The organism is Azospirillum sp. Marseille-Q6669 (assembly GCF_965111635.1).
In genome coordinates this window covers 385,119-404,600 of record NZ_CBCOOP010000005.1, presented here as the reverse complement: position 1 = coordinate 404,600, position 19,482 = coordinate 385,119, and the positions used below count along the sequence as shown (strand labels likewise).

Sequence of the window (19,482 nt, the reverse complement as noted above, 5' to 3'; positions counted from 1 at the left end):
TAACGTCACGACTTTACCAGAATAAGCCCCGCACCGACAGTGGCCTGCGACCCTGATCGGAAGAGGTTTCCCATGCGTGTCTTCGTCACCGGCGCCACCGGCTTCGTCGGTTCGGCCATCGTCCAGGACCTGCTCGCCAACGGGCACCGGGTTCTCGGCCTCGCCCGCTCCGACGCGGCGGCGGCGTCCCTTGCCGCGGCCGGGGCGGAGGTCCACCGCGGCTCCCTCGACGACCTGGAGAGCTTGCGTGCCGGTGTGTCCGCGGCCGACGGCGTGATCCACACTGCCTTCAATCATGATTTTTCGCGCTTCGCCGACAATTGCCGGGAGGACCATCGGGCGATCCTCGCCATGGGCGAGGCGCTGGAGGGCAGCGACCGTCCTCTGCTGGTGACGGCCGGCGCGGTCGTGGCCGCGCGCGGGCCGGTGGCGGTCGAGAGCGATCCGCACCGGCCGCCGTCCGACGCCCTGCCCCGCCAGACCGAAGTCGCCGCCGGGGAGCTGGCCGCCCGCGGCGTCCGGGTCGGCGTCGTGCGCCTGCCGCCCTCGACCCATGGCGTGGGCGACCATGGCTTCGCGCGCATCCTGCACGACATCGCCCGCCGAACCGGCGTTTCAGCCTTCATCAGCGACGGTGGGAACCGCTGGGCGGCGGTGCACCGCCGCGACGCGGCGCGGCTGTACCGGCTGGCCCTGGAGGCCGGCGCCCAGGGCGGCCCGTTCCACGCCATCGCCGAGGAAGGCGTGCCGCTGCGCCGCGTCGCCGAGGCCATCGGCGCGCGGCTGGGCCTGCCCGTGGTGTCGAAGACGCCGGACGAGGCAACCGCCCATTTCGGGTGGTTCGCCTTCTTCGCCGGCGTCGATTGCCCGACCTCCAGCGCCCACACCCGCGCCCTGCTGGGGTGGGAGCCGCGCGAGACCGGCCTCGTCGCCGACCTCGGCCAGCCCGGCTACTTCACCGAGTGACCGGCCGGGGGGCGGGAGGCTCCGGCCCTCAGGCCCCCTTGTTCTCGCCCTTGTTCTGGCGCTGGCGGCGCTCGATGGCGTCCCACAGGGTGGCCTCCAGCGCCGATCCGTCGAGCCGGTTGATCTCCTGGATGCCGGTGGGCGAGGTCACGTTGATCTCGGTCATGTAGTCGCCGATCACGTCAATCCCGACGAAGACCAGACCCTTCTCGCGCAGCACCGGACCGATGGCCTTGCAGATCTCCTGCTCGCGCGGGGTCAGCTCGGTCTTCTTGGCGCTGCCGCCGGCGTGGAAGTTGGCGCGGGCCTCGCCCTCCTGGGGCATGCGGCTGACGGCGCCGGCGGGCTCGCCGTCGATCAGGATGATGCGCTTGTCGCCCTGGCGGATCTCCGGCAGGTACTTCTGCACGATCACCGGCTCGCGATAGAGCTGGGTGAAGAGTTCCAGCAGCGAACCGAGATTCTCGTCGTCCGGCTTCAGGTGGAAGACGCCGGCCCCGCCGTTGCCGAACAGCGGCTTGACGATGATGTCCTTGTGCTGCGCCCGGAAGTCCAGGACGGCCTGCTTGTCACTGGTGATCAGCGTCGGCGGCATCAGGTCGGGGAAATGGGTGACGAACAGTTTCTCCGGCGCGTTGCGCACCTCCGCCGGGTCGTTCAGCACCAGCACCTTGGGCTGGATGTGCTCCAGCATGTGGGTGGCGGTGATGTAGGCCATGTCGAAGGGCGGGTCCTGGCGCATCAGCACCACGTCCATGGTCGACAGGTCGACGATCCGCGGCTCGCCCAGCGTGTAGTGGGCGCCCTTCTGGCGGACCACGGTCATCTCGCGCAGGCGGGCGGTCAGGACGTTGCCGGTCAGGCTGAGGTCGCGCGGGTGGTAATGGTAGAGTGTGTGCCCGCGCTTCTGCGCCTCAAGCGCCATCATGAAGCTCGAGTCGGTGTCGATGTTGATGGACTCGATGGGGTCCATCTGGAAGGCGACGGCGAGGCTCATCCTGCGGGTCTCCGAAACGGGCTTTTGAAATGGGATCAGTTCAGTTGGTTCTTGAGCTGCTGGATCAGCGCGGCGACCTGATGGCGGTGCCGTTCACTGGCGGTCAGCTCCAGGAAGCTCTCCAGCGCGGCGATGGCGGCGGCGAGGTTGCCGTTGTGGGCCTCCAGAAGGCCGGTCTCCCGCCACAGCGACGCCTCGCCCGGGGCGAACAGCCGCATCGCCTCCAGCACCTCCAGCGCGCGCGGCACGTCGCGGGCGGTCAGGTGGCGCAGCTTGATGTTGTTCTGAAGCCGCAGCAGGATCTCGCGGTTGGACACGGTCTGGTAATGGCCGGGCTCCAGCTCCGCGGCGCTGCCGGCGGTGGCCTTCAGCAGGTCGCGCAGGTCCACGGCGGTGCGCACCTGCCCCTCGTTGAAGGGGTCGAGGATGGCGCGGGCGCCGTCGGCCTCCAGCCGCACCAGGAAATGGCCGGGGAAGTTCAGCCCCAGCATCGTCCAGCCCTGCGAGCGGGCGGCGTGCAGGTACAGGATGCCCAGCGCCACCGGCAGGCCGCGGCGGCGGTCGATGACGCGGAGCAGGTTGGCGTTCTGCAGGTCGTCGTAGGTTTCCTGGTCGCCGGCGTAGCCGTGGCGCTCCACGATGACCTCGTGCAGCCAGGAGACGCGGGCCTCCAGCCCGTCGAGGGTGGGCGAGACGCGCTCCGCCAGATCGTGGGCGATGTCGGCGAGGTGGCGGCGGTAGTCGGCCAGCGCGGCGCCCGGCACCTCCAGCGCGCCCAGCGCCAGGGCGGCTTCGGCCAGATCGATCTGCTCGTCCGGCTGCTGCCCCACGCGGCGCAGGATGTCACGGGCCTCGGCGCGGCTGGTCACGGGCGGCGTCCTTCCTCTTCTTCAGCCTTCGCGTCAGGCCCGCCACGCGTCCGGCACGTGGCGCGGCCAGGACCAAGGGGTAACGAGCATGACGTCGAAGCGCAAGACATAGCCGGCATAGTGGGGGTTGGCCCCCAGATAGGCGTGGGCGGCGCGGGCGAGGCGGCCCCGCTGGCGGGCGTTGACCACCTCGTTCGCGGTGTCCCAGTCGCCGCGGGCCTTGACCTCGACGATCGCCAGAGTGTCGCCCCGCCGGGCCACGATGTCGATCTCTCCCATTGGTGTGCGCAGGCGGCTTTCCAGGATGCGGTAACCCTTCAGCCGCAGCGCCAGCCGGCAGAGCTGCTCGGCGTAGCGGCCGTAATTCTCCGCCCGGCGGCGCAGGGCGTCCGGCGCGCTCATGGTTTCCCCTCCCGTGACAGCTCCAGCGCGCGGGCGTAGACGGTCCGCTTGTTCTGGCCGGTGCGGGCGGCCACGTCGGCGGCGGCGTCGCGGACCGACAGGCGGGTCAGCGCCTCGCGCAGCAGGGCGTCCACGTCGGCCTCGCTCGGGGTGGCCTCCTCGCCGGGCGGACCGATGACCAGCACGACCTCGCCCTTCGGCGGGCCGGCCTCGGCGTAGTGGGCGGCCAGCTCCGGCAGGGTGCCGCGCCGCACCTCTTCGTAGAGCTTGGTCAGTTCCCGCGCCACCGCGGCCTCCCGCGCGCCCAGGATGTCGGCGAGGTCGGCCAGCGACTCGGGCAGGCGCTGCGGCGACTCGAAGAAGACCAGCGTGGCCGGAACGTTCTTCAGTTCCCCGGCGGTGGCGCGCCGCGCGCTGCTCTTGTTCGGCAGGAAGCCGGCGAACAGGAAGCGGTCGGTCGGCAGGCCGGACAGCACCAGCGCCACCAGCGGGGCGGAGGCGCCGGGCAGCGTGGTGACCGCCACCCCCTCCGCCACGCACTCGCGCACCAGCTTGTAGCCGGGGTCGGAGACCAGCGGCGTGCCGGCGTCGGTGACCAGCGCGATGGATTCGCCCGCTTTCATGCGGCCGATGAGGACCGGACGCATCTTCGCCGCGTTGTGTTCATGATAGGAGACGAAGGGCGTGTGGATGCCATGGATGCCCATCAGCTTCGCCGTCACCCGCGTGTCCTCGCAGGCGATGGCATCGGCGCGGCGCAGCGTGTCGAGCGCGCGCAGCGTGATGTCGGCGGCGTTGCCGATGGGGGTGGCGACCACATAAAGGCCGGCGCCGAGTTTACTTGCGGCCCTCGGCTCGCTACCTTCAGCGTCACCAGAGACGCCGGGCCCGGAAACGGGTTCGGGCGCCGGACCGGATGTGGAGATCGTTGGTGGCACGCTTGACGACACCTTTCTCGCGCGCTTGGGGGCAGCGGGCTGCCGCCGCCCTGTTGGTTGTCGGCACGCTTTCGGCCTGCTCGACTGTAAAGGCCCCGGCGCCGCCGACTCAAGCGCCGCAAGCGCCCGTCGCCGCCGTTCCGGCCGCCCCGCAGACCCTGAAGGTGGCGATCCTGCTGCCGCTGTCCGGGTCCAGCGCCGCCATCGGGCAGGCCATGCTGGAGTCGGCGCAGATGGCGCTGTTCGATCTGGCCGGCGACCGGTTCGAGCTGCTGCCCCGCGACACCAAGGGCACGCCCACCGGCGCCGCCGATGCGGCGCGGCAGGCGATCGCCGAGGGGGCGAGCCTGATCCTCGGCCCGCTGTTCGCCGCCGACGTGGCGGCGGTGAAGCCGGTCGCCCAGTCCGCGGGCGTGGACGTTCTGGCCTTCACCAACGATTGGACCCAGGCCGGCAACGGCACCTACGTGCTGGGCTTCGTGCCCGCCGATCAGGTCACCCGCGTGATCGGCTTCGCCCGCTCGCGGGGCGCCACGCGCTACGTCGCGCTGGCCCCGCGCACCGCCTATGGCGACGCCGTGGTCAACGCCGTGCAGGCCGCCTCGCGCCAGTTCGGCGGGCAGGTGGCGCAGGTCGAGCGCTACGACCCGGCGGTGACCGATCTCGCCCAGCCGGCGCGGCAGGTGACCCAGGCCGGCGTGCAGCCGCAGGCGGTCATGCTGGCCGAAGGCGGGCCGCGCGCCCAGGGCCTGGCGTCGGCGCTGTCGGCCAACGGGCTGAACACCCAGCAGGTCAAGCTGCTCGGCACCGGCCTGTGGGACGAACCCGGCCTGGGCCAGGAACCCGCTTTGGCCGGCGCTTGGTTCGCCGCCCCGTCCCCGCAGAGCCGCGCCGACTTCGAGGCGCGCTTCGAGAGGACCTATGGGCGCAAGCCGCCGCGCATCGCCACCCTGTCCTACGACGCAACGGCCATCGCCGCGGTGCTGGCCAAGATGCCCGACGCGTCGGGCCGCTTCGACCGCGCGGCGCTGAACAACCCCAACGGCTTCGAAGGCATGGACGGCGTCTTCCGCCTGCGCGCCGACGGCGTCGTGGAGCGCGGTCTGGCCGTTCTGGAGGTCACCCCCAGCGGCCCACGCGTGATCGATCCCGCCCCGTCCAGCTTCGAAGTGCTGGGGCAGTGATCGCAAAGCGCTGAAACAGAAAGTTCTTAACCTCGAAGGCACAAGAGCACGAAAAGTTCGTGTCTTTGTGCCTTCGTGGTGAACCGCAACCTTATCCGTGCTGCTTCGCCAGACGGCGGGCGTTGGCGCGGACGGTGCGGTAGGCAGGGGTCATGCCGGCCTGGGTCAGGGCCGTGGCCGACTCGACCATGTAGAGCGCGGCGTGGATCCCGGCCTCCACCGACTCGGTGACGGTGCGGCGCTGCAGTTCCATCAAGTCGGCGGGGTTGCGGCACTGGCCGAGGCCGGTCACCATCACCATGGCGACCTGAAGCTGGCCCTGCATGAGGGTCATCCAGGCCTGCTGCATTTCCCCGATGCCCTTGGCGACGGCGTGGGTGGCCTCCACCATCGCCTCCACCTTCTCGGAGCCCATGCGGACGAACTCCGGGTTGGCGAGGTCGATGGGGTTGTTCATGGCCGCCGCCATCATCGCGGTTCGGTAGCCGATCGTCTGGGCCGCCGCCACCCCCATCTCGCCCGTCTTGACGCCGGTCCGGGTCAGATCGCCCGCCACCGTCAGAAAGCGTTGCGTCGGTTCGCCGTTGCCGGCCTTGCGTCTCGCCATTCGCTCCACCTCACCAAAGGACCCGACCGGACCAAAAGCCCCGGCCGGGCCAAAAAAACCGTGACCCGGACGCCAACGCTGCACTGCAGCATTTGGTTCCGGGTCCAGTCTTTACAGGGAAGCGAGCGCGCGGTCGAGATCTTCAACGATGTCCTGGGCGTCCTCCAGCCCGACGGACAGGCGGAGCAGGTTCGGACGGATGTTCGCCGCCGCCTTCTCCTCGACCGTCAGCTTGGAATGGGTGGTGGTGTCGGGGTGGGTGATCAGGCTCTTGGAGTCGCCAAGGTTGTTGGAGATCATCACCATCCGCAGGTCATTCAGGGCGCGGAAGGCCTCCTCCTTGCCGCCCTTCAGGAAGATCGACAGCATGGTGCCGCCGCCGGTCATCTGGCTGCGGACAAGATCGTGCTGCGGGTGGCTGGGCAGGCCCGGGTAGAGCACCCGCTCCACCTTCGCGTGGCCTTCCAGGAACTCCGCCACGGTCAGGGCCGCCGCGCTCTGCGCCGAGACGCGCAGTTCCAGCGTCTCCAGCCCCTTCAGAAGCAGCCAGGCGTTGAAGGGCGAAATGGTCGGGCCGGTGTGGCGCAGGTAGGGGTGGATCACGTCCGACCCGTACTGCTTGTCGTTGGTCAGGATGATGCCGCCCAGACAACGGCCCTGGCCGTCGATGTGCTTGGTCGCCGAATAGATGACGACGTCGGCCCCCATCTCGAACGGGCGCTGCAGCACCGGCGTGGCGAAGGCGTTGTCCACCACCACCTTGGCCCCGGCCTTGTGGGCGAGAGCGCTGACCGCGCGCAGGTCGACGACCTCCAGCCCCGGGTTGCTGGGCGTTTCCAGGAAGACGACCTTGGTCGGCTTGGCCAGCGCCTCCTCCCACTGGGACAGGTCGGTGCCGTCGACGAAGACGGCCTCGACCCCGAAGCGGGCCGACAGCTCCTTGATCACCCAATAGCAGGAGATGAACAGCGAGCGCGGCGCCACGATGCGGTCGCCGGTGCGCAGGTTCGACCACAGGGCGCCGTGCACCGCGGCCATGCCGCTGGTCGTGGCGTAGGCCCAGGCCGCCCCCTCATACTCGCACAGCCGGTCCTCGAACATCGCCGTGGTCGGGTTGCGGAAGCGCGAATAGACGTGGCGGGAGCCGTCGTTGACGAAGGCGCTCTCCGCCTCCTCCGCCGAGCCGTAGACGAAGCCGGAGGTCTGGTAGAGCGCCTCGCAGGTCTCGTCGAAGGACGAGCGGCGGACGCCGCCATGGACCAGACGGGAACGCGGGCGAAGCCCCGCGACGTTCGGATTGCGATGATCGGTGCGCGCCATGGCCGCTTTGTCTCCTCTGTCCGCCGGCGGGGCAGACCGGCAAAACAAAAAACGCCCCGACCGATCGGGTCGAGGCGCGGACGCGGCTCGGACCTTTTTAGCGGGTTGTTTTACGTGGCCCGCAAGCCGGTCGACCAAATCACCACGTGCCCCCGCTTGTAGGACCGCCGCGGCGCGGCGTCAAGGGACAAGGAGGCCGTGACAAAAAGAGGGCGACCTGCGTCAACATCGCGCAGGACCGCAGGCCGCCGCCCGCTTGCCCAGCGAAGGCCCGGACCGGATCATGGCCGCCGGACGTCAGGAAAGGGTGCGGACCGTGCAGTATCGCAAGGAGCAGGAGCGGCACTTCACCCGTCTGGTGTTCACCGGGCGCTTCACCAGCCAGGACGCCGGTCCGGTGCGGCAGGCCATCGCCGACGTGACGGGCGGACCGGAGCGCCGCCACCTCCTCGACCTGACCGGGCTGGAGTTCATCGACAGCACGGGCGTCGGCCTGTTGCTGGTGATGAATGGGGAGGCCCTGTCGGCGGGCAAGGCCCTGTCCCTGCTCTGCGCGTCCGGGCAGGTGCGCAAGGTGGTGGACCTGACCCGCATCGCCATGATCATCCCGGTGTATGAGACGGTGGCCGACTACATCGCCGCCAGCGTGCCCGAAGCCCTGCTGGTCGCCACCCATCCCTGCGCGCCGGGCGAGGACCCCATGGCCGTCGCCGCCCGCGCGCTGCACGCCAAGCCGCTCCTGCCACCCGCGAGCGCCCCACCGGACGCTTCCGATCGGGACGGCGCTTCGGGATAGGGCGCTCGCAGCGCGGGCACGGGCTTCCCATCTGAAGCATCGGACAGAGTCCGTTCCGCGTTGGGGGAGGCACCGAATGGTTCATCTGCACAAGTCGCTGGAATCCGAAGCGTCGAAGGCCGCCGAGCGGGAGGGCCGCTCGCTCGACCAATTCGTGAACGAGGCGGTGGAGGAGAAGCTGCGCCACGCGCAACGCCCCGCTACCCAACGCCACGTCACCCCTATCCATGACCGCGGCGCCCCGATGGACGAGGACGCCGTGGAACGGGCGTAGCGCCCATGGAATGACCCTGGGGATGGGATTGCGGCGGCTGTGGTTCAGCGCTATATTTCTCGCACCAGTGGTCAATAGACGACACCTCCGGTACCGCGCGCTCGGAAAGGCCGATGGCCGGAACGGCGTGCACACGAAAAGAGGGGCGGCGTTGCAGCGCCGCCCCTCCGTCGTCTGGGTTACAGCACGGCGACGAGCAGCGCGAGGATCGCGACGACCGTCTGGATGACCGTGCAGATCACCAGCACCTTACCAGGGGTCAATAACCACACCCCCTTCCCGCCGCTTGGATGACAACGCCCCTTGCCCATGGCCCGGGACGCTGCGGCGGCGGATTTTCATACAATGACGTGTGTTCCGTCGCAAATATTCCCGTTCAACGCATCAAACCCCTCAGGCGATACAACTCATCGAGCGCCTGCCGTGGCGTCAGGCTGTCCGGGTCGATGGACTTCAGCGCCTCCTCCACCCGCGACGGCTCCGGCGGGGCGGCGGGGGACGCCGCCGGGGCCGGCGGCGGACGCTTCAGGGCGGCGCTGAACAGCGGCAGATCCTCGGCCAAGCGATGGATGGCCGCGTTCTGGTCGCCCGATTCCAGGATGGTCAGCACCTCCTCGGCGCGGCCCACCACGGCGCCGGGCAGCCCGGCCAGCTTCGCCACATGGATGCCGTAGCTGCGGTCCGCCGCCCCCGCCGTCACCTCGTGCAGGAAGACGACGTCGCCCTGCCATTCCTTGATGCGCATGGTGTGGCAGGATAGGCCCGGCAGCTTGCCGGCCAGCATGGTCAACTCGTGGTAGTGGGTGGCGAACAGCGCGCGGCAGCGGTTGACGTCGTGCAGATGCTCCACGCAGGCCCAGGCGATCGACAGGCCGTCGAAGGTCGCCGTGCCGCGCCCGATCTCGTCCAGGATGACCAGCGCGCGGTCGCCGGACTGGTTCAGGATGGCCGCGGTTTCCACCATTTCCACCATGAAGGTCGAGCGGCCGCGCGCCAGATCGTCGGCCGCACCCACGCGGCTGTAGAGCCGGTCCACCACCCCGATGTGCGCGCTCTCCGCCGGCACGAAGCCGCCCATCTGGGCGAGCACGGCGATCAGCGCGTTCTGCCGCAGGAAGGTCGATTTGCCGGCCATGTTCGGGCCGGTCAGCAGCCACAGCCGGTTGTCCGGGGCGAGGTCGCAGTCGTTGGCGACGAAAGGCCCGGCGTTGCCGGCGTCGAGCACTGCCTCCACCACCGGGTGCCGCCCGCCCTTGATCGAAAAGGCGAGGCTGCCGTCCACCACCGGCCGGCGGTAGCGCCGCTCCGCCGCCAGCTCGGCCAGCGAGGCGGCGACGTCGAGCGCGGCCAGCGCGTGGGCGGCCTGGGCGATGGCCTCGGCGCGGCTGGTCACCTCCTCCACGAGGTCGTTGAACAATTCCAGCTCCACGGCCAGCGCCTTGTCGGCGGCCTCGGAGATGCGGCGCTCCAGGTCCGACAGCTCCACCGTGCCGAAGCGCACGGCGTTCGCCATGGTCTGGCGGTGCATGAAGACCTCGCGCCCCTTCTCGGACATCAGCTTGTCCGCGTGGGTCGCCGTCACCTCGATGTGATAGCCGAGCACGTTGTTGTGCTTGATCTTCAGCGCCGGCACCCCGGCGATTCCGGCGTATTTGACCTGAAGCCCGGCGATCAGCCGCCGGCTCTCGTCGCGCAAGGTCACCAGCTCGTCCAGCGCGTAGGAATAGTCGCGCGCGATGAAGCCGCCGTCGCGGGCGAGCAGCGGCAGCTCCGGCGCCAGCGCCTGCGTCAATTGCTGGACCAGCTCGCTGTGCTCGCCCAGCCCCTTGGCCACGGCGCCCAGCCCGTCGGGCAGCGGGCCGCCGGGATGGCCGTTGAGCAGCAGGCGGATGGCTGAGGCCTGGGCCAGACCGTCGCGCACGGCAGCGAGGTCGCGCGGACCGCCGCGCCCCAGCGTCAGGCGGGACAGGGCGCGCTCCAGGTCCGGGCAGCGGCGCAGCGCCTCGCGCAGGTCGCCGCGCAGCCGCTCCTCGTTCAGCGCGAATTCGACCATGTCCAGCCGCTTGGCGATGGCCGCGGGGTTGGTCAGCGGCGCCGAGAGCTGGGCGGCGAGCAGACGCGCCCCCGCCCCGGTCACCGTGCGGTCGATGGTGGCGAGCAGGCTGCCGCGCCGGTCGCCCGTCAGGGTGCGGGTCAGCTCCAGGTTGCGGCGGGTCGCCGCGTCGATCTCCATGACGGCGCCGGGGCCGAGCCGGCGCGGCGGCGACAGGCGCGGCACGCGGCCCTTCTGCGTCAGCTCCACATAGGCGACCAGGGCGCCCGCCGCCGCCACCTCGGCGCGGGAGAACGGACCGTAGGCGTCCAGCGTGCCGACGCCGTAGAGGGTGAGCAGCCGCTGCCGCCCGTTCTCGCTGTCGAAGCGCGGGGTCGGCTGCACGGTCAGGCGGGACTTCCATTCGCCCCACAGCTCGTAGAGGTCGGGGCTCTGGCACAGCTTCTCGGAGACCAGAACCTCCTGCGGGTCGAGGCGGCCGAGCGCGGCGCCCAGCCCGGCGCGCTCCACCGGCTGCACGACCAGCTCGCCGGTGGACAGCTCCAGCCAGGCCAGCCCGAGGCCGCCCGCAGCCTCCGCCACCGCGGCCAGCCAGTTGGAGGCGCGGGAGTCGAGCAGGCTGTCCTCGGTCAGCGTGCCGGGGGTGACGATGCGGATGACGCCGCGCTTCACCACCGACTTGGAACCGCGCTTCTTGGCCTCCGCCGGGTCCTCCATCTGTTCGCAGATGGCGACGCGGAAGCCCTGGCGGATCAGGCGCTGCAGGTAGGATTCATGGCTGTGGACCGGGACGCCGCACATCGGGATGTCCTCGCCCAGATGCTGGCCGCGCTTGGTCAGCGCGATGTCCAGCGTCCGGGCGGCGTTCACCGCGTCCTCGAAGAACATCTCGTAGAAATCGCCCATCCGGTAGAACAGCAGACAGTCGGGATGGGCCTGCTTGATCTCCAGATATTGCGCCATCATCGGGGTGGCGTCGGGAGGAATGGCGGGGGGCGAAATGGCGGCGGGCGCGTCGGACACGGGTCTTCAACCGGTTGCGTTGTGTCGGGCAAGGTCGGGGCGGCACCCTAGCACGCCCGCGCTGGTGCCGCGATGACCGCTTCGTTAGACTGTTCGATGCCCGTAGAACGAGCAAGCCGAAGCTGAAGGAGACCGCCGTGACGCAAGCGCCCGACAACACTGATGGCCGGACCACGAACGGCCAGGACACCGTCCGGGAGGTGCGCGAGGTCGTCGCCCTGTTCAAGACCCGCGAGGCGTTCGACAAGGCCGTGGCCGCCCTTCTGGACGCCGGCTTCGACCGCGACGACCTGTCGGTGCTGGCCAGCCACACCTCGCTGGAGGTCGCCGACCAGCGCCCGCAGGCCCCGTCGGACGAGGCTCTGACCGGGCTGGTGGGCGAGCTGAAATACGCCTTTCCCCTGACCACCGCGGGGCTTCTCGCCATCGTCGGCGGCCCGATCGCCGCGCCGCTGGCGGCCATCGTCGCCGCCGGCCTGGGCGGCGTCGCCATCAAGGATTACCTGGACGAGCTGACCAGCCACCCCGACACCGACGAGTTCAGCCGCGCGCTGGAGGCCGGCGGCGTCATCCTGTGGGTGCGCACCGCCGAGGTGGAGGACGAAGTGGAGGCCGCCGAGATCCTCGAAGGCAACGGCGGCGCCAACATCCACCTGTCGGTGCGCGAGGAGTAGGCGGGGAAGGAAACGCCGTCCGTCAGGCGGCGCAGGCGCGCCTCTCGCCTCCGCCGCCGACCACGGTCAGCCCGCGCAGGCGGAACTGCGCCCGCACCACCGCGGCCCAGCCCTTGCGGATCTGGGCGATCTTGATGGCGTCGGAGGCCTTGGCGTCGGTGGCGGTGCCGCAGATCTCGAACAAAAGCGCGTCGCCGATGGAGCCGGGGCACAGCGCCAGGGCGTGCACCAGCCAGGCCATCAGCTCGGCCGGGGTGTGACGCGGCAGACCGCGCTCCGCCAGGGTCAGGGCGTTCCCGAGGTTCGCCAGCTCCCGCCGTGCCGTTCCGGGGTTCGGGATCATCAATGGCCTCCCTCGCGCGTGTCTCACGGACGACTCCTTACCTCTTTGGAATGGAGCGCGTCAGTGACGGCCATCACAGCACGACCGTTCCAGCACAGCCGTCGCAGCAGCGCTCCCAGTTGGATCATGCAGGAAACAGACGGCAGCCTCTTTTGGTGTGCCGCGTGCGAATTATCCTCTTTCCCGTTATAGTCGGGACGCCGCACGGTTCGTCGCACCCCTCGCATCCCTGGGAAGGCTCACGTTTTGTCGATGCTCTCCACCCGCGCCGCCTCCGCCGACGCGTCCGACGCCAAGGACGCCGGCACCGCCAACATCCCCAACAAGCGCGCGATCCTGTCCCGGCGCAAGCTGGCGGAGGACCTGGAGAAGCTGGTGGCGGAGCATGGGACCGGCGACAAGCTGCGCCCCGCCCTGATCGCCCGGCTGCGCGGCGCGCTGAACGACGGGCGGGCGGAGGTGCGCGCCCGCTTCGAGGCCAAGGGATCGGGTGAGGACTGCGTGCGGCAGAACTGCTACCTCGCCGACGGGGTGGTGCGTTCGCTGGCCGACCTCACGGTCACCCACATCTTCCCCTCGCCCAATCCGACCTCCGGCGAGGTGTTCGACATCGTCGCCACCGGCGGCTACGGCCGGGGCGAGCTGGCGCCCTTCTCCGACATCGACCTGCTGTTCCTGCTGCCCTACAAGCGCACCCCGCGGGTGGAGCAGGTGGTGGAGTACATGCTCTACATCCTGTGGGACCTCGGGCTGAAGGTCGGCCACGCGGTGCGCAGCGTCGACGATTGCATCCGCCAGTCCAAGGCCGACGTCACCATCCGCACCGCCATCCTGGAGTCCCGCTACCTCTGGGGTCCGCGCAAGCTGTTCACCGAGCTGCGCCGCCGCTTCGACCGCGAGGTGGTGGCCGGCACCGGGCCGGAATTCGTCGAGGCCAAGCTGGCCGAGCGCGACAACCGCCACCTGAAGCTGGGCGACAGCCGCTACGTGCTGGAACCCAACCTGAAGGACGGCAAGGGCGGCCTGCGCGACCTGCAGACCCTGTTCTGGATCGCCAAGTACCTGTACCGGGTCGAGGACGTCGACGATCTGGTCGGCAAGAAGGTGCTGCTGCCGGAGGAGGCGCAGCGCTTCGCCAAGGCGCAGAACTTCCTGTGGACCGCGCGCTGCCACCTGCACTACCTGACCGGGCGCATGGAGGACCGGATGACCTTCGACGTGCAGACGTCGATCGGCAACCGCATGGGCTACACCGACCACGCCGGGACCAAGGGCGTGGAGCGCTTCATGAAGCATTACTTCCTGGTCGCCAAGGACGTGGGCGACCTGACCCGCATCTTCTGCGCGGCGCTGGAGGCGGAATCGAAGCGCCCGCCCAAGTTCAACATCCTGCGGCTGGCCGCACTCGCCCGCCGCAAGGACGTGGACGGCTTCGTGGTGGACGGCGAGCGGCTGAACGTGCGCAGCGACCGCCAGTTCAAGGACGAGCCGCTGGACATGATCCGGCTGTTCCACACCGCCCAGCAGAATGACATCGACATCCACCCCAACGCGCTGCGCGCCATCACGCGCTCGCTGTCGGTGGTGGGGCCGAAGCTGCGCGCCGACCTGGAGGCCAACCGGCTGTTCCTGGAGATCCTGACCGGCCGCAAGGACCCGGAGATCACGCTGCGCCGCATGAACGAGGCCGGGGTGCTGGCCCGCTTCATCCCCGACTTCGGCCGGGTGGTCGCGCAGATGCAGTACGACATGTACCACGTCTACACGGTGGACGAGCACACGCTGTTCGCTCTCGGCATCCTGCACAAGATCGAGATGGGCGAGCTGACCGACGAGCTGCCGCTGTCGTCGGAGGTGATCCACAAGGTGGTGTCGCGACGCGCGCTCTACGTCGCCGTGCTGCTGCACGACATCGCCAAGGGCCGCGGCGGCGACCATTCCATCCTCGGCGCGCGGGTGGCGGAGAAGCTGTGCCCGCGGCTCGGCCTGACGGCGGAGGAGACGGAGACGGTGGCTTGGCTGGTGCGCTGGCACCTCGCCATGTCCTACACCGCCTTCAAGCGCGACCTGGAGGACGACAAGACGGTGCGCGACTTCGTCTCGCTCGTCCAGTCGCCGGAGCGGCTGCGCCTGCTGCTGGTGCTGACGGTGGCCGACATCCGGGCGGTCGGCCCGCAGCGCTGGAACAACTGGAAGGCCACGCTTCTGCGCGAGCTGTACAACCGCTCGGAGGAGGTGATGTCCGGCGGCCTGTCGGTCGAAGGGCGCGGGCGCCGCATCCAGGCCGCCCAGGCAGCGCTGCGCGCCGAGCTGTCCGACTTCGACGATGCCGATTTCGAACGGCATCTCGCGCTCGGCTACCCGGCCTACTGGCTGGCCTTCGACGCGGAGACGCTGGGCCGGCAGGCGCGGCTGGTCCGCGAGGCGCTGCGCGACGAACGGCCGCTGACCGTCAACACGCGCATCGACCGCGGCCGGGCGATCACCGAGGTGACGATCTTCGCCACCGACCACCACGGTCTGTTCTCCCGCCTCGCCGGGGCGCTGGCGGCGGCGGGGGCGGACATCGTCGACGCCCGCATCTTCACGATGACCAACGGCATGGCGCTGGACGTCTTCACCGTGCAGGACGCGGCGGGCGGCGGCGCCTTCGAGAGCGGCGACAAGCTCGCCAAGCTGTCGGTGATGATCGAGAAGGTGCTGTCCGGCCAGTTGAAGCCGCTGCACGACCTGACCAAGCGCAAGGCCCCGCACGCCAGCCGCACCCGCGTCTTCCACGTGCCGCCGCGCGTGCTGATCGACAACAACGCCTCCACCACCCACACGGTGATCGAGGTCAACGGGCGCGACCGCCCCGGCCTGCTCTACGACCTGACCCGCGCGCTGACCAACCTGACCCTGCAGATCTCCTCGGCGAAGATCTCGACCTACGGGGAGAAGGCCATCGACGTCTTCTATGTGAAGGACGTCTTCGGCCTGAAGGTCACCCACGAGAGCAAGCTGGCCCAGATCCGCGAACGGCTGCTGCACGCGCTCGCCGACCCGGCGGGGTGAGGACGGGGGTGACGCCCGTTCCTCAGGACAGTTGGTCCTCCACCCAGCCGTCGATCACTTCGGCGGCCAGACCGGCCAGCACGCCCGTCGCCATGCCGGCGGCATAGTCGGACGCCCAGTGCCGTTCGGTGGCGAGGCTCGACCAGCCCACCGCCGCGGCGAAGCCCAGGCTGACCATGGTCGCCGAGGACAGGCCGCGGTTCAGCCCGACCGCCGTGGTCAGCGCCGACACGTTGATGGCGTGGCCGGAGGGGAAGGAGGCGTGCTTGCCGTCCGCCTTGCCCCAGCGGCTGGGGTCGCGGCCCTCGTTCGGGCGGGCGCGGCAGACGACGCGCTTGATCCCCTTGCCGGCCACCGTCCCCAGCGCGATGGCGAGCAACCCCTGCCGGGCGAGGCGCGACCAGCCCGGCTTCTCCATGCCCAGCCCGGCGGCCCACAGCGCCCCCAGCGCCGGCATCAGCACCATGCGGGAGCTGGGCACCTGGAGCCCGTCACGCAGGGCCGGCACCTCCGCGCCCAGGGCGACGGCCTTGCGGCGGGCGGTTCCGTCCAGCCCGTTCACGCCGTCCAGAACGCGGTCCGTGAAACCCTCATCGCTCATCTCGCGGATCTCCCAAAGCACGCCCCCAATCACCGCGGAGGCCAAGCGTAAACAGCCGCGCTGGCGTTTCGTGCCCGCATGGCCCCGCAAGGCAGAAGTGCCCGGCGCGGAGGGGCGCCGCCTTGGCAATCGCCGACCATGCCGCTTCCCCTCACCCGCCGAGGAGAGGGAGGAGTCGGCGATTGCCAAACCGGCCCACCGTGGCGCCTTGGCAATCGCCGACCGCCGGTCCAGACATCGGCCAGACATCGCCAAGATCACCCCATGAAATCCCGAGTCGCGACTCGCCCGCTCCACCCCGCCTTGGCAATCGCCGACCAATGCCCGAGTCGCTTTAAGTCTGGGCCGAGTCTCCGATGATTCCCACACGGTCCCTTGGCGAACGCCGACGAGTCTTCTGGCAATCGCCGACGCACCCCCGAGTCGTCCCCAGGCAATCGCCGACCTAGCAAATAGACTCCAGCAATTAGGTCTCAATTAGCCTCGTCGGCGATCGCCAAATGGACTCTCCGGACGGTGCATGATCGACTGCAGGCAGAATGGACGGGGGGACCTATGGGCGACGTGCACCAACTCATCATGACGCATGGCCGGCGCGAGGCGCGGAACCTCGTGGACCCGAAGCGGGCCAGCGTCGTCGATGTCGCGGCGGCGGTGCTGGAGGACGAGTCCAACGCGCTGGGCATCACCTACTCCGGCTTCTGCCTGACCAGCCTGCCCCACCGGAAGCTGGCGCCGGACGCCGAATGGCGCCGCGACCAGGGCCGCGTCACCCTGCTGGTGGAACCGGGCAAGGAGCGCAAGCGCGACGGCAGCCTGATGCCGGTCGGCGTCCCCTACGGCGCCAAGGCGCGGCTGATCCTGCTCTATCTCCAGACCCGCGCCATCCAGGACAACAGCCGCGAGATCGAGCTGGGCCGCTCGATGAACGACTGGCTCGACCGCATGGGCGTCTCGGCCGGCGGGTCCACCTACAAGGCGGTGCAGGAGCAGGCGACCCGCATCAACCTGTGCCGCCTGACCTTCTTCTGGGACAAGGACGGAGCCGAGGGCTTCGCCAAGGAGAACATCGTCAACGGCGGCATCCGCCTGCGCGACGACGACGGCCAGGGCACCCTGTGGCGCGAGACGGTGCAACTGTCGGAAACCTTCTTCGCCGCGCTGAAGCGCTCCCCCGTCCCGATCTGGGAGCCGGCGATCCGCCACATCGGCGGCTGCTCGATGGCGATCGACGTCTATGTCTGGCTGGCCTACCGGCTGCATGTGCTGCGCGACCCGATTCCGGTGACCTGGAAGGCGCTCTTCACCCAGTTCGGCGGCGGCTACAAGGAGCTGAAGCACTTCAAGCCGGAGTTCCGCGTGGCGCTTGATCTGGCGCTGGCCGTCTACGAGGCGGCGCGGGTGGAGTTCTCCGACACCGGCGTCCTGCTCTACCCCTCGCCCCCGCCGATTCCGGAGCGCAAGATCCTCCCCGCCGCGCGCGGGTGAGTCGGCGGCGGGTCAGTCGGCGATTGCCAACCCACCCGGCTCCGGAATCGGAGTCGGCGATTGCCAGAGCCCCAGCGGCCGAGGCGACGCCTACCCCGCCTTGAAGGCCTGCACGTTGCCGCCTTCCCGCGTGTAGACCTGCATCGGGCGGCAGCTCTCGTCCATCTTGACGATGAGGACGCCGGCCTTGTCGCGCGGATAGAGCCACATCTCGTACTGCGACACCCGCGCGCTCGGCCCGGTGCGCGCTTCGCTGTAGATCGCGGTCCGGAACTGCCCGACCGGAATCCCCTCCCCGGCCAGAACGGAGGCGACGGGACGGTTGCAGGGTCCCTTCACCATGCCGTCCAGCGCCTCCACCGCTCCAGGCGCGGGCTCCGCGGTGCGCGGCGGTCCCAGCGAGGCGCAGGCGCCGAGGCCGAGAAGGCTGGCGCACAGGATGATCCCGGCGGTCCTGCGAGTGCGCAAACGGCGTCCGGCGTGGCGATGCATCGCGGCCTCCCTGCCCAATGACGGTGTGCAGTTACCTCTGCGCAAACACGGCGACGGGGAAAAAGGTTCGCACCGGTCCTTGGCAATCGCCGACCCACTGGAGAATCGGGCGGGCCGGGAATCAGGCGGACAGAAAAAAGGCGGGGCACCGCGGCCCCGCCTTCCTTTCCGAATCGGCCGGATGGACTCAGTCCACCTGGACCTTCTCGCCGTTCTTCCAGGCCCAGAACACATAGCCCGGCTGCTTCAGGTCGCCCTTGTCGTCGAAGGACAGCGACCCGACCACCGTGTCGAAGGACGGGCCGGCGCGCAGCGCCTTCGCCACGGCGTCGGACTTGGCGCTGTTGGCCTTCTGCACGGCCTCGGCGTAGGTCTGCACCGCGGCGTAGGCGAACAGGGTGAAGCCGTCGGTGCGGATGTTCTTGGCCTGCAGAGCCTCGACCACCGGCTTGGCGGCGGGGTTGCGCTGCGGGTCGGGCGAGAAGGTGAACAGCGTGCCTTCCGCCGTGTCGCCGGCGATGTTCCAGTAGGACTGCGGCTGGATGCCGTCGGCGCCGATGATCTGCGGGCGGAACTGCTGGTCGGCGGCCTGGCGGGCGATCAGACCCAGCTCCTGGTCGTAGCCGCCGTAGTAGAGCACGTCCACGCCGTCCGACTTCAGCCGGGTGATGAGCGCGGAATAGTCCTTCTCGCCGGCGGTGATGCTGGTGAAGGCGGCCTCGGTGATGCCGGCGGCGTTCAGGCGGCGCTTCACGTCGTCGGCGAGGCCCTGGCCGTAGGCCTGCTTGTCGTGGACGATGGCGACCTTCTTGCCCTTGTAGCGGTCGGCGATCAGCTTGGCCGCCACCTCGCCCTGCTGGTCGTCGCGGCCGCAGACGCGGAAGACGTTCTTCAGGCCGCGGTCGGTGAGCTGCGGGCTGGTCGCGGTGGGGGAGATCATCACGATCCCCTCCTCGCCATAGACGTTGGAGGCGGCGATGGAGGCGCCGGAGCAGACATGGCCGATCACCGCGGCGACGTTCTGGCTCACCAGCTTGTTGGCGGCGGCCACCGCCTGCTTGGCGTCGCAGGCGTCGTCGGCGATGGTCAGGACCAGCTTCTGCCCGAGCAGCCCGCCCTTGGCGTTGATGTCGGCCACGGCGGCCTCGACGCCGGCACGGGTCTGCTCGCCATAGGCGGCGGCGGCGCCGGTCATCGGACCGGCCAGCGCGATGGTGATGTCGGCCTGGGCGGCCCCGGCCCACAGGCCGGCCCCCAAGGCGACGGCGGCGGCGGTCACAGCCAGCTTCGCACGGATCATGGGTGGATTCCTCTCTCCGGGAACAGGTTCTTTTTGTCGAACGCTTTCGGGTCGGAGACCGCGGACGCTGCCTCCGAAACAGGCAAACAAGCAAAGGGACG

General features: G+C 69.8%; 18 protein-coding genes and 1 riboswitch. Of the genes, 7 read left to right on the top strand and 11 right to left on the bottom strand.

The genetic code is table 11. The features are described 5' to 3' along the window. The first annotated feature begins 72 nt into the window (after positions 1-72). Positions 73-966: an SDR family oxidoreductase gene (locus ACWPXE_RS27210; protein ID WP_454020328.1), complete on the top strand. Its 894-nt coding sequence runs from the start codon at positions 73-75 to the stop codon at positions 964-966. Positions 967-994: 28 nt separating this feature from the next. Here the strand turns inward: ACWPXE_RS27210 and gshB are convergent, their stop codons facing one another. Genes gshB through rsmI form a run of 4 tightly spaced genes read right to left on the bottom strand, consistent with a single transcriptional unit; the run spans position 995 to position 4,172 of the window. Beyond that, positions 995-1,963: a glutathione synthase gene (gene gshB, locus ACWPXE_RS27205; protein ID WP_454020327.1), complete on the bottom strand. Its 969-nt coding sequence runs from the start codon at positions 1,961-1,963 to the stop codon at positions 995-997. 35 nt (positions 1,964-1,998) lie between these two features. Next, complete coding sequence (locus ACWPXE_RS27200; RefSeq protein ID WP_454020326.1) at positions 1,999-2,832, bottom strand: SirB1 family protein; 834 nt, start codon at positions 2,830-2,832, stop codon at positions 1,999-2,001. A 33-nt stretch (positions 2,833-2,865) separates the two neighbouring features. Next, complete coding sequence (locus ACWPXE_RS27195) at positions 2,866-3,234, bottom strand: YraN family protein (protein WP_454020325.1); 369 nt, start codon at positions 3,232-3,234, stop codon at positions 2,866-2,868. Beyond that, positions 3,231-4,172, bottom strand: coding sequence for a 16S rRNA (cytidine(1402)-2'-O)-methyltransferase (gene rsmI, locus ACWPXE_RS27190; protein WP_404801035.1), 942 nt, complete (start codon positions 4,170-4,172; stop codon positions 3,231-3,233). Before rsmI ends, ACWPXE_RS27195 begins: the two co-directional genes overlap by 4 nt. Here rsmI and ACWPXE_RS27185 point away from each other — a divergent pair. Next, the gene (locus tag ACWPXE_RS27185; RefSeq protein ID WP_454020324.1) at positions 4,166-5,356 is read left to right on the top strand and encodes a penicillin-binding protein activator; all 1,191 of its coding nucleotides are present in this window, start codon (positions 4,166-4,168) and stop codon (positions 5,354-5,356) included. The two genes, rsmI and ACWPXE_RS27185, sit on opposite strands and share 7 nt — an antisense overlap. Positions 5,357-5,447: 91 nt before the next feature. Here the strand turns inward: ACWPXE_RS27185 and ACWPXE_RS27180 are convergent, their stop codons facing one another. Together ACWPXE_RS27180 and metZ are read right to left on the bottom strand one after the other, a co-directional pair. Next, the gene (locus ACWPXE_RS27180; protein WP_454020323.1) at positions 5,448-5,963 is read right to left on the bottom strand and encodes a phasin family protein; all 516 of its coding nucleotides are present in this window, start codon (positions 5,961-5,963) and stop codon (positions 5,448-5,450) included. Positions 5,964-6,074: 111 nt separating this feature from the next. Then, a complete protein-coding gene (gene metZ, locus ACWPXE_RS27175) occupies positions 6,075-7,283 on the bottom strand; it encodes an O-succinylhomoserine sulfhydrylase (RefSeq protein ID WP_237904502.1) in 1,209 nt (402 codons plus the stop codon). Between the two features lie 76 nt (positions 7,284-7,359). Further along, positions 7,360-7,439, bottom strand: a riboswitch (SAM riboswitch). Between the two features lie 127 nt (positions 7,440-7,566). Here metZ and ACWPXE_RS27170 point away from each other — a divergent pair. Beyond that, positions 7,567-8,079, top strand: coding sequence for an STAS domain-containing protein (locus ACWPXE_RS27170; protein WP_454020322.1), 513 nt, complete (start codon positions 7,567-7,569; stop codon positions 8,077-8,079). A 76-nt stretch (positions 8,080-8,155) separates the two neighbouring features. Continuing rightward, complete coding sequence (locus ACWPXE_RS27165) at positions 8,156-8,353, top strand: hypothetical protein (protein WP_014239005.1); 198 nt, start codon at positions 8,156-8,158, stop codon at positions 8,351-8,353. A 376-nt stretch (positions 8,354-8,729) separates the two neighbouring features. On the opposite strand, the gene mutS is transcribed toward ACWPXE_RS27165, so the two are convergent. Then, positions 8,730-11,372, bottom strand: coding sequence for a DNA mismatch repair protein MutS (gene mutS / locus ACWPXE_RS27160; protein ID WP_454020541.1), 2,643 nt, complete (start codon positions 11,370-11,372; stop codon positions 8,730-8,732). Positions 11,373-11,566: 194 nt separating this feature from the next. On the opposite strand from mutS, the gene ACWPXE_RS27155 reads away from it, so the two are divergent. Continuing rightward, on the top strand, positions 11,567-12,103 hold the full coding sequence (locus ACWPXE_RS27155; protein WP_454020321.1) for a hypothetical protein: 537 nt from the start codon (positions 11,567-11,569) through the stop codon (positions 12,101-12,103). 22 nt (positions 12,104-12,125) lie between these two features. On the opposite strand, the gene ACWPXE_RS27150 is transcribed toward ACWPXE_RS27155, so the two are convergent. After that, the gene (locus ACWPXE_RS27150) at positions 12,126-12,446 is read right to left on the bottom strand and encodes a hypothetical protein (RefSeq protein WP_237904506.1); all 321 of its coding nucleotides are present in this window, start codon (positions 12,444-12,446) and stop codon (positions 12,126-12,128) included. Positions 12,447-12,698: 252 nt separating this feature from the next. On the opposite strand from ACWPXE_RS27150, the gene ACWPXE_RS27145 reads away from it, so the two are divergent. Further along, entirely contained in the window at positions 12,699-15,500 is a 2,802-nt protein-coding gene (locus tag ACWPXE_RS27145) for a [protein-PII] uridylyltransferase (RefSeq protein ID WP_454020540.1), read from the top strand. 22 nt (positions 15,501-15,522) lie between these two features. Here the strand turns inward: ACWPXE_RS27145 and ACWPXE_RS27140 are convergent, their stop codons facing one another. Further along, positions 15,523-16,101 (bottom strand): phosphatase PAP2 family protein, encoded by a 579-nt coding sequence (locus ACWPXE_RS27140; protein ID WP_454020320.1) that lies wholly within the window; start codon positions 16,099-16,101, stop codon positions 15,523-15,525. A gap of 555 nt (positions 16,102-16,656) precedes the next feature. Here ACWPXE_RS27140 and ACWPXE_RS27135 point away from each other — a divergent pair. Then, positions 16,657-17,589, top strand: a complete 933-nt coding sequence (locus ACWPXE_RS27135) for a replication protein RepA (protein WP_014238998.1) — start codon at positions 16,657-16,659, stop codon at positions 17,587-17,589. A gap of 90 nt (positions 17,590-17,679) precedes the next feature. Here ACWPXE_RS27135 and ACWPXE_RS27130 read toward each other — a convergent pair whose 3' ends face one another. Together ACWPXE_RS27130 and ACWPXE_RS27125 are read right to left on the bottom strand one after the other, a co-directional pair. Further along, positions 17,680-18,057, bottom strand: a complete 378-nt coding sequence (locus ACWPXE_RS27130) for a hypothetical protein (protein ID WP_454020319.1) — start codon at positions 18,055-18,057, stop codon at positions 17,680-17,682. 211 nt (positions 18,058-18,268) lie between these two features. Beyond that, complete coding sequence (locus ACWPXE_RS27125; RefSeq protein WP_035670548.1) at positions 18,269-19,381, bottom strand: ABC transporter substrate-binding protein; 1,113 nt, start codon at positions 19,379-19,381, stop codon at positions 18,269-18,271. Positions 19,382-19,482: the final 101 nt, after the last annotated feature.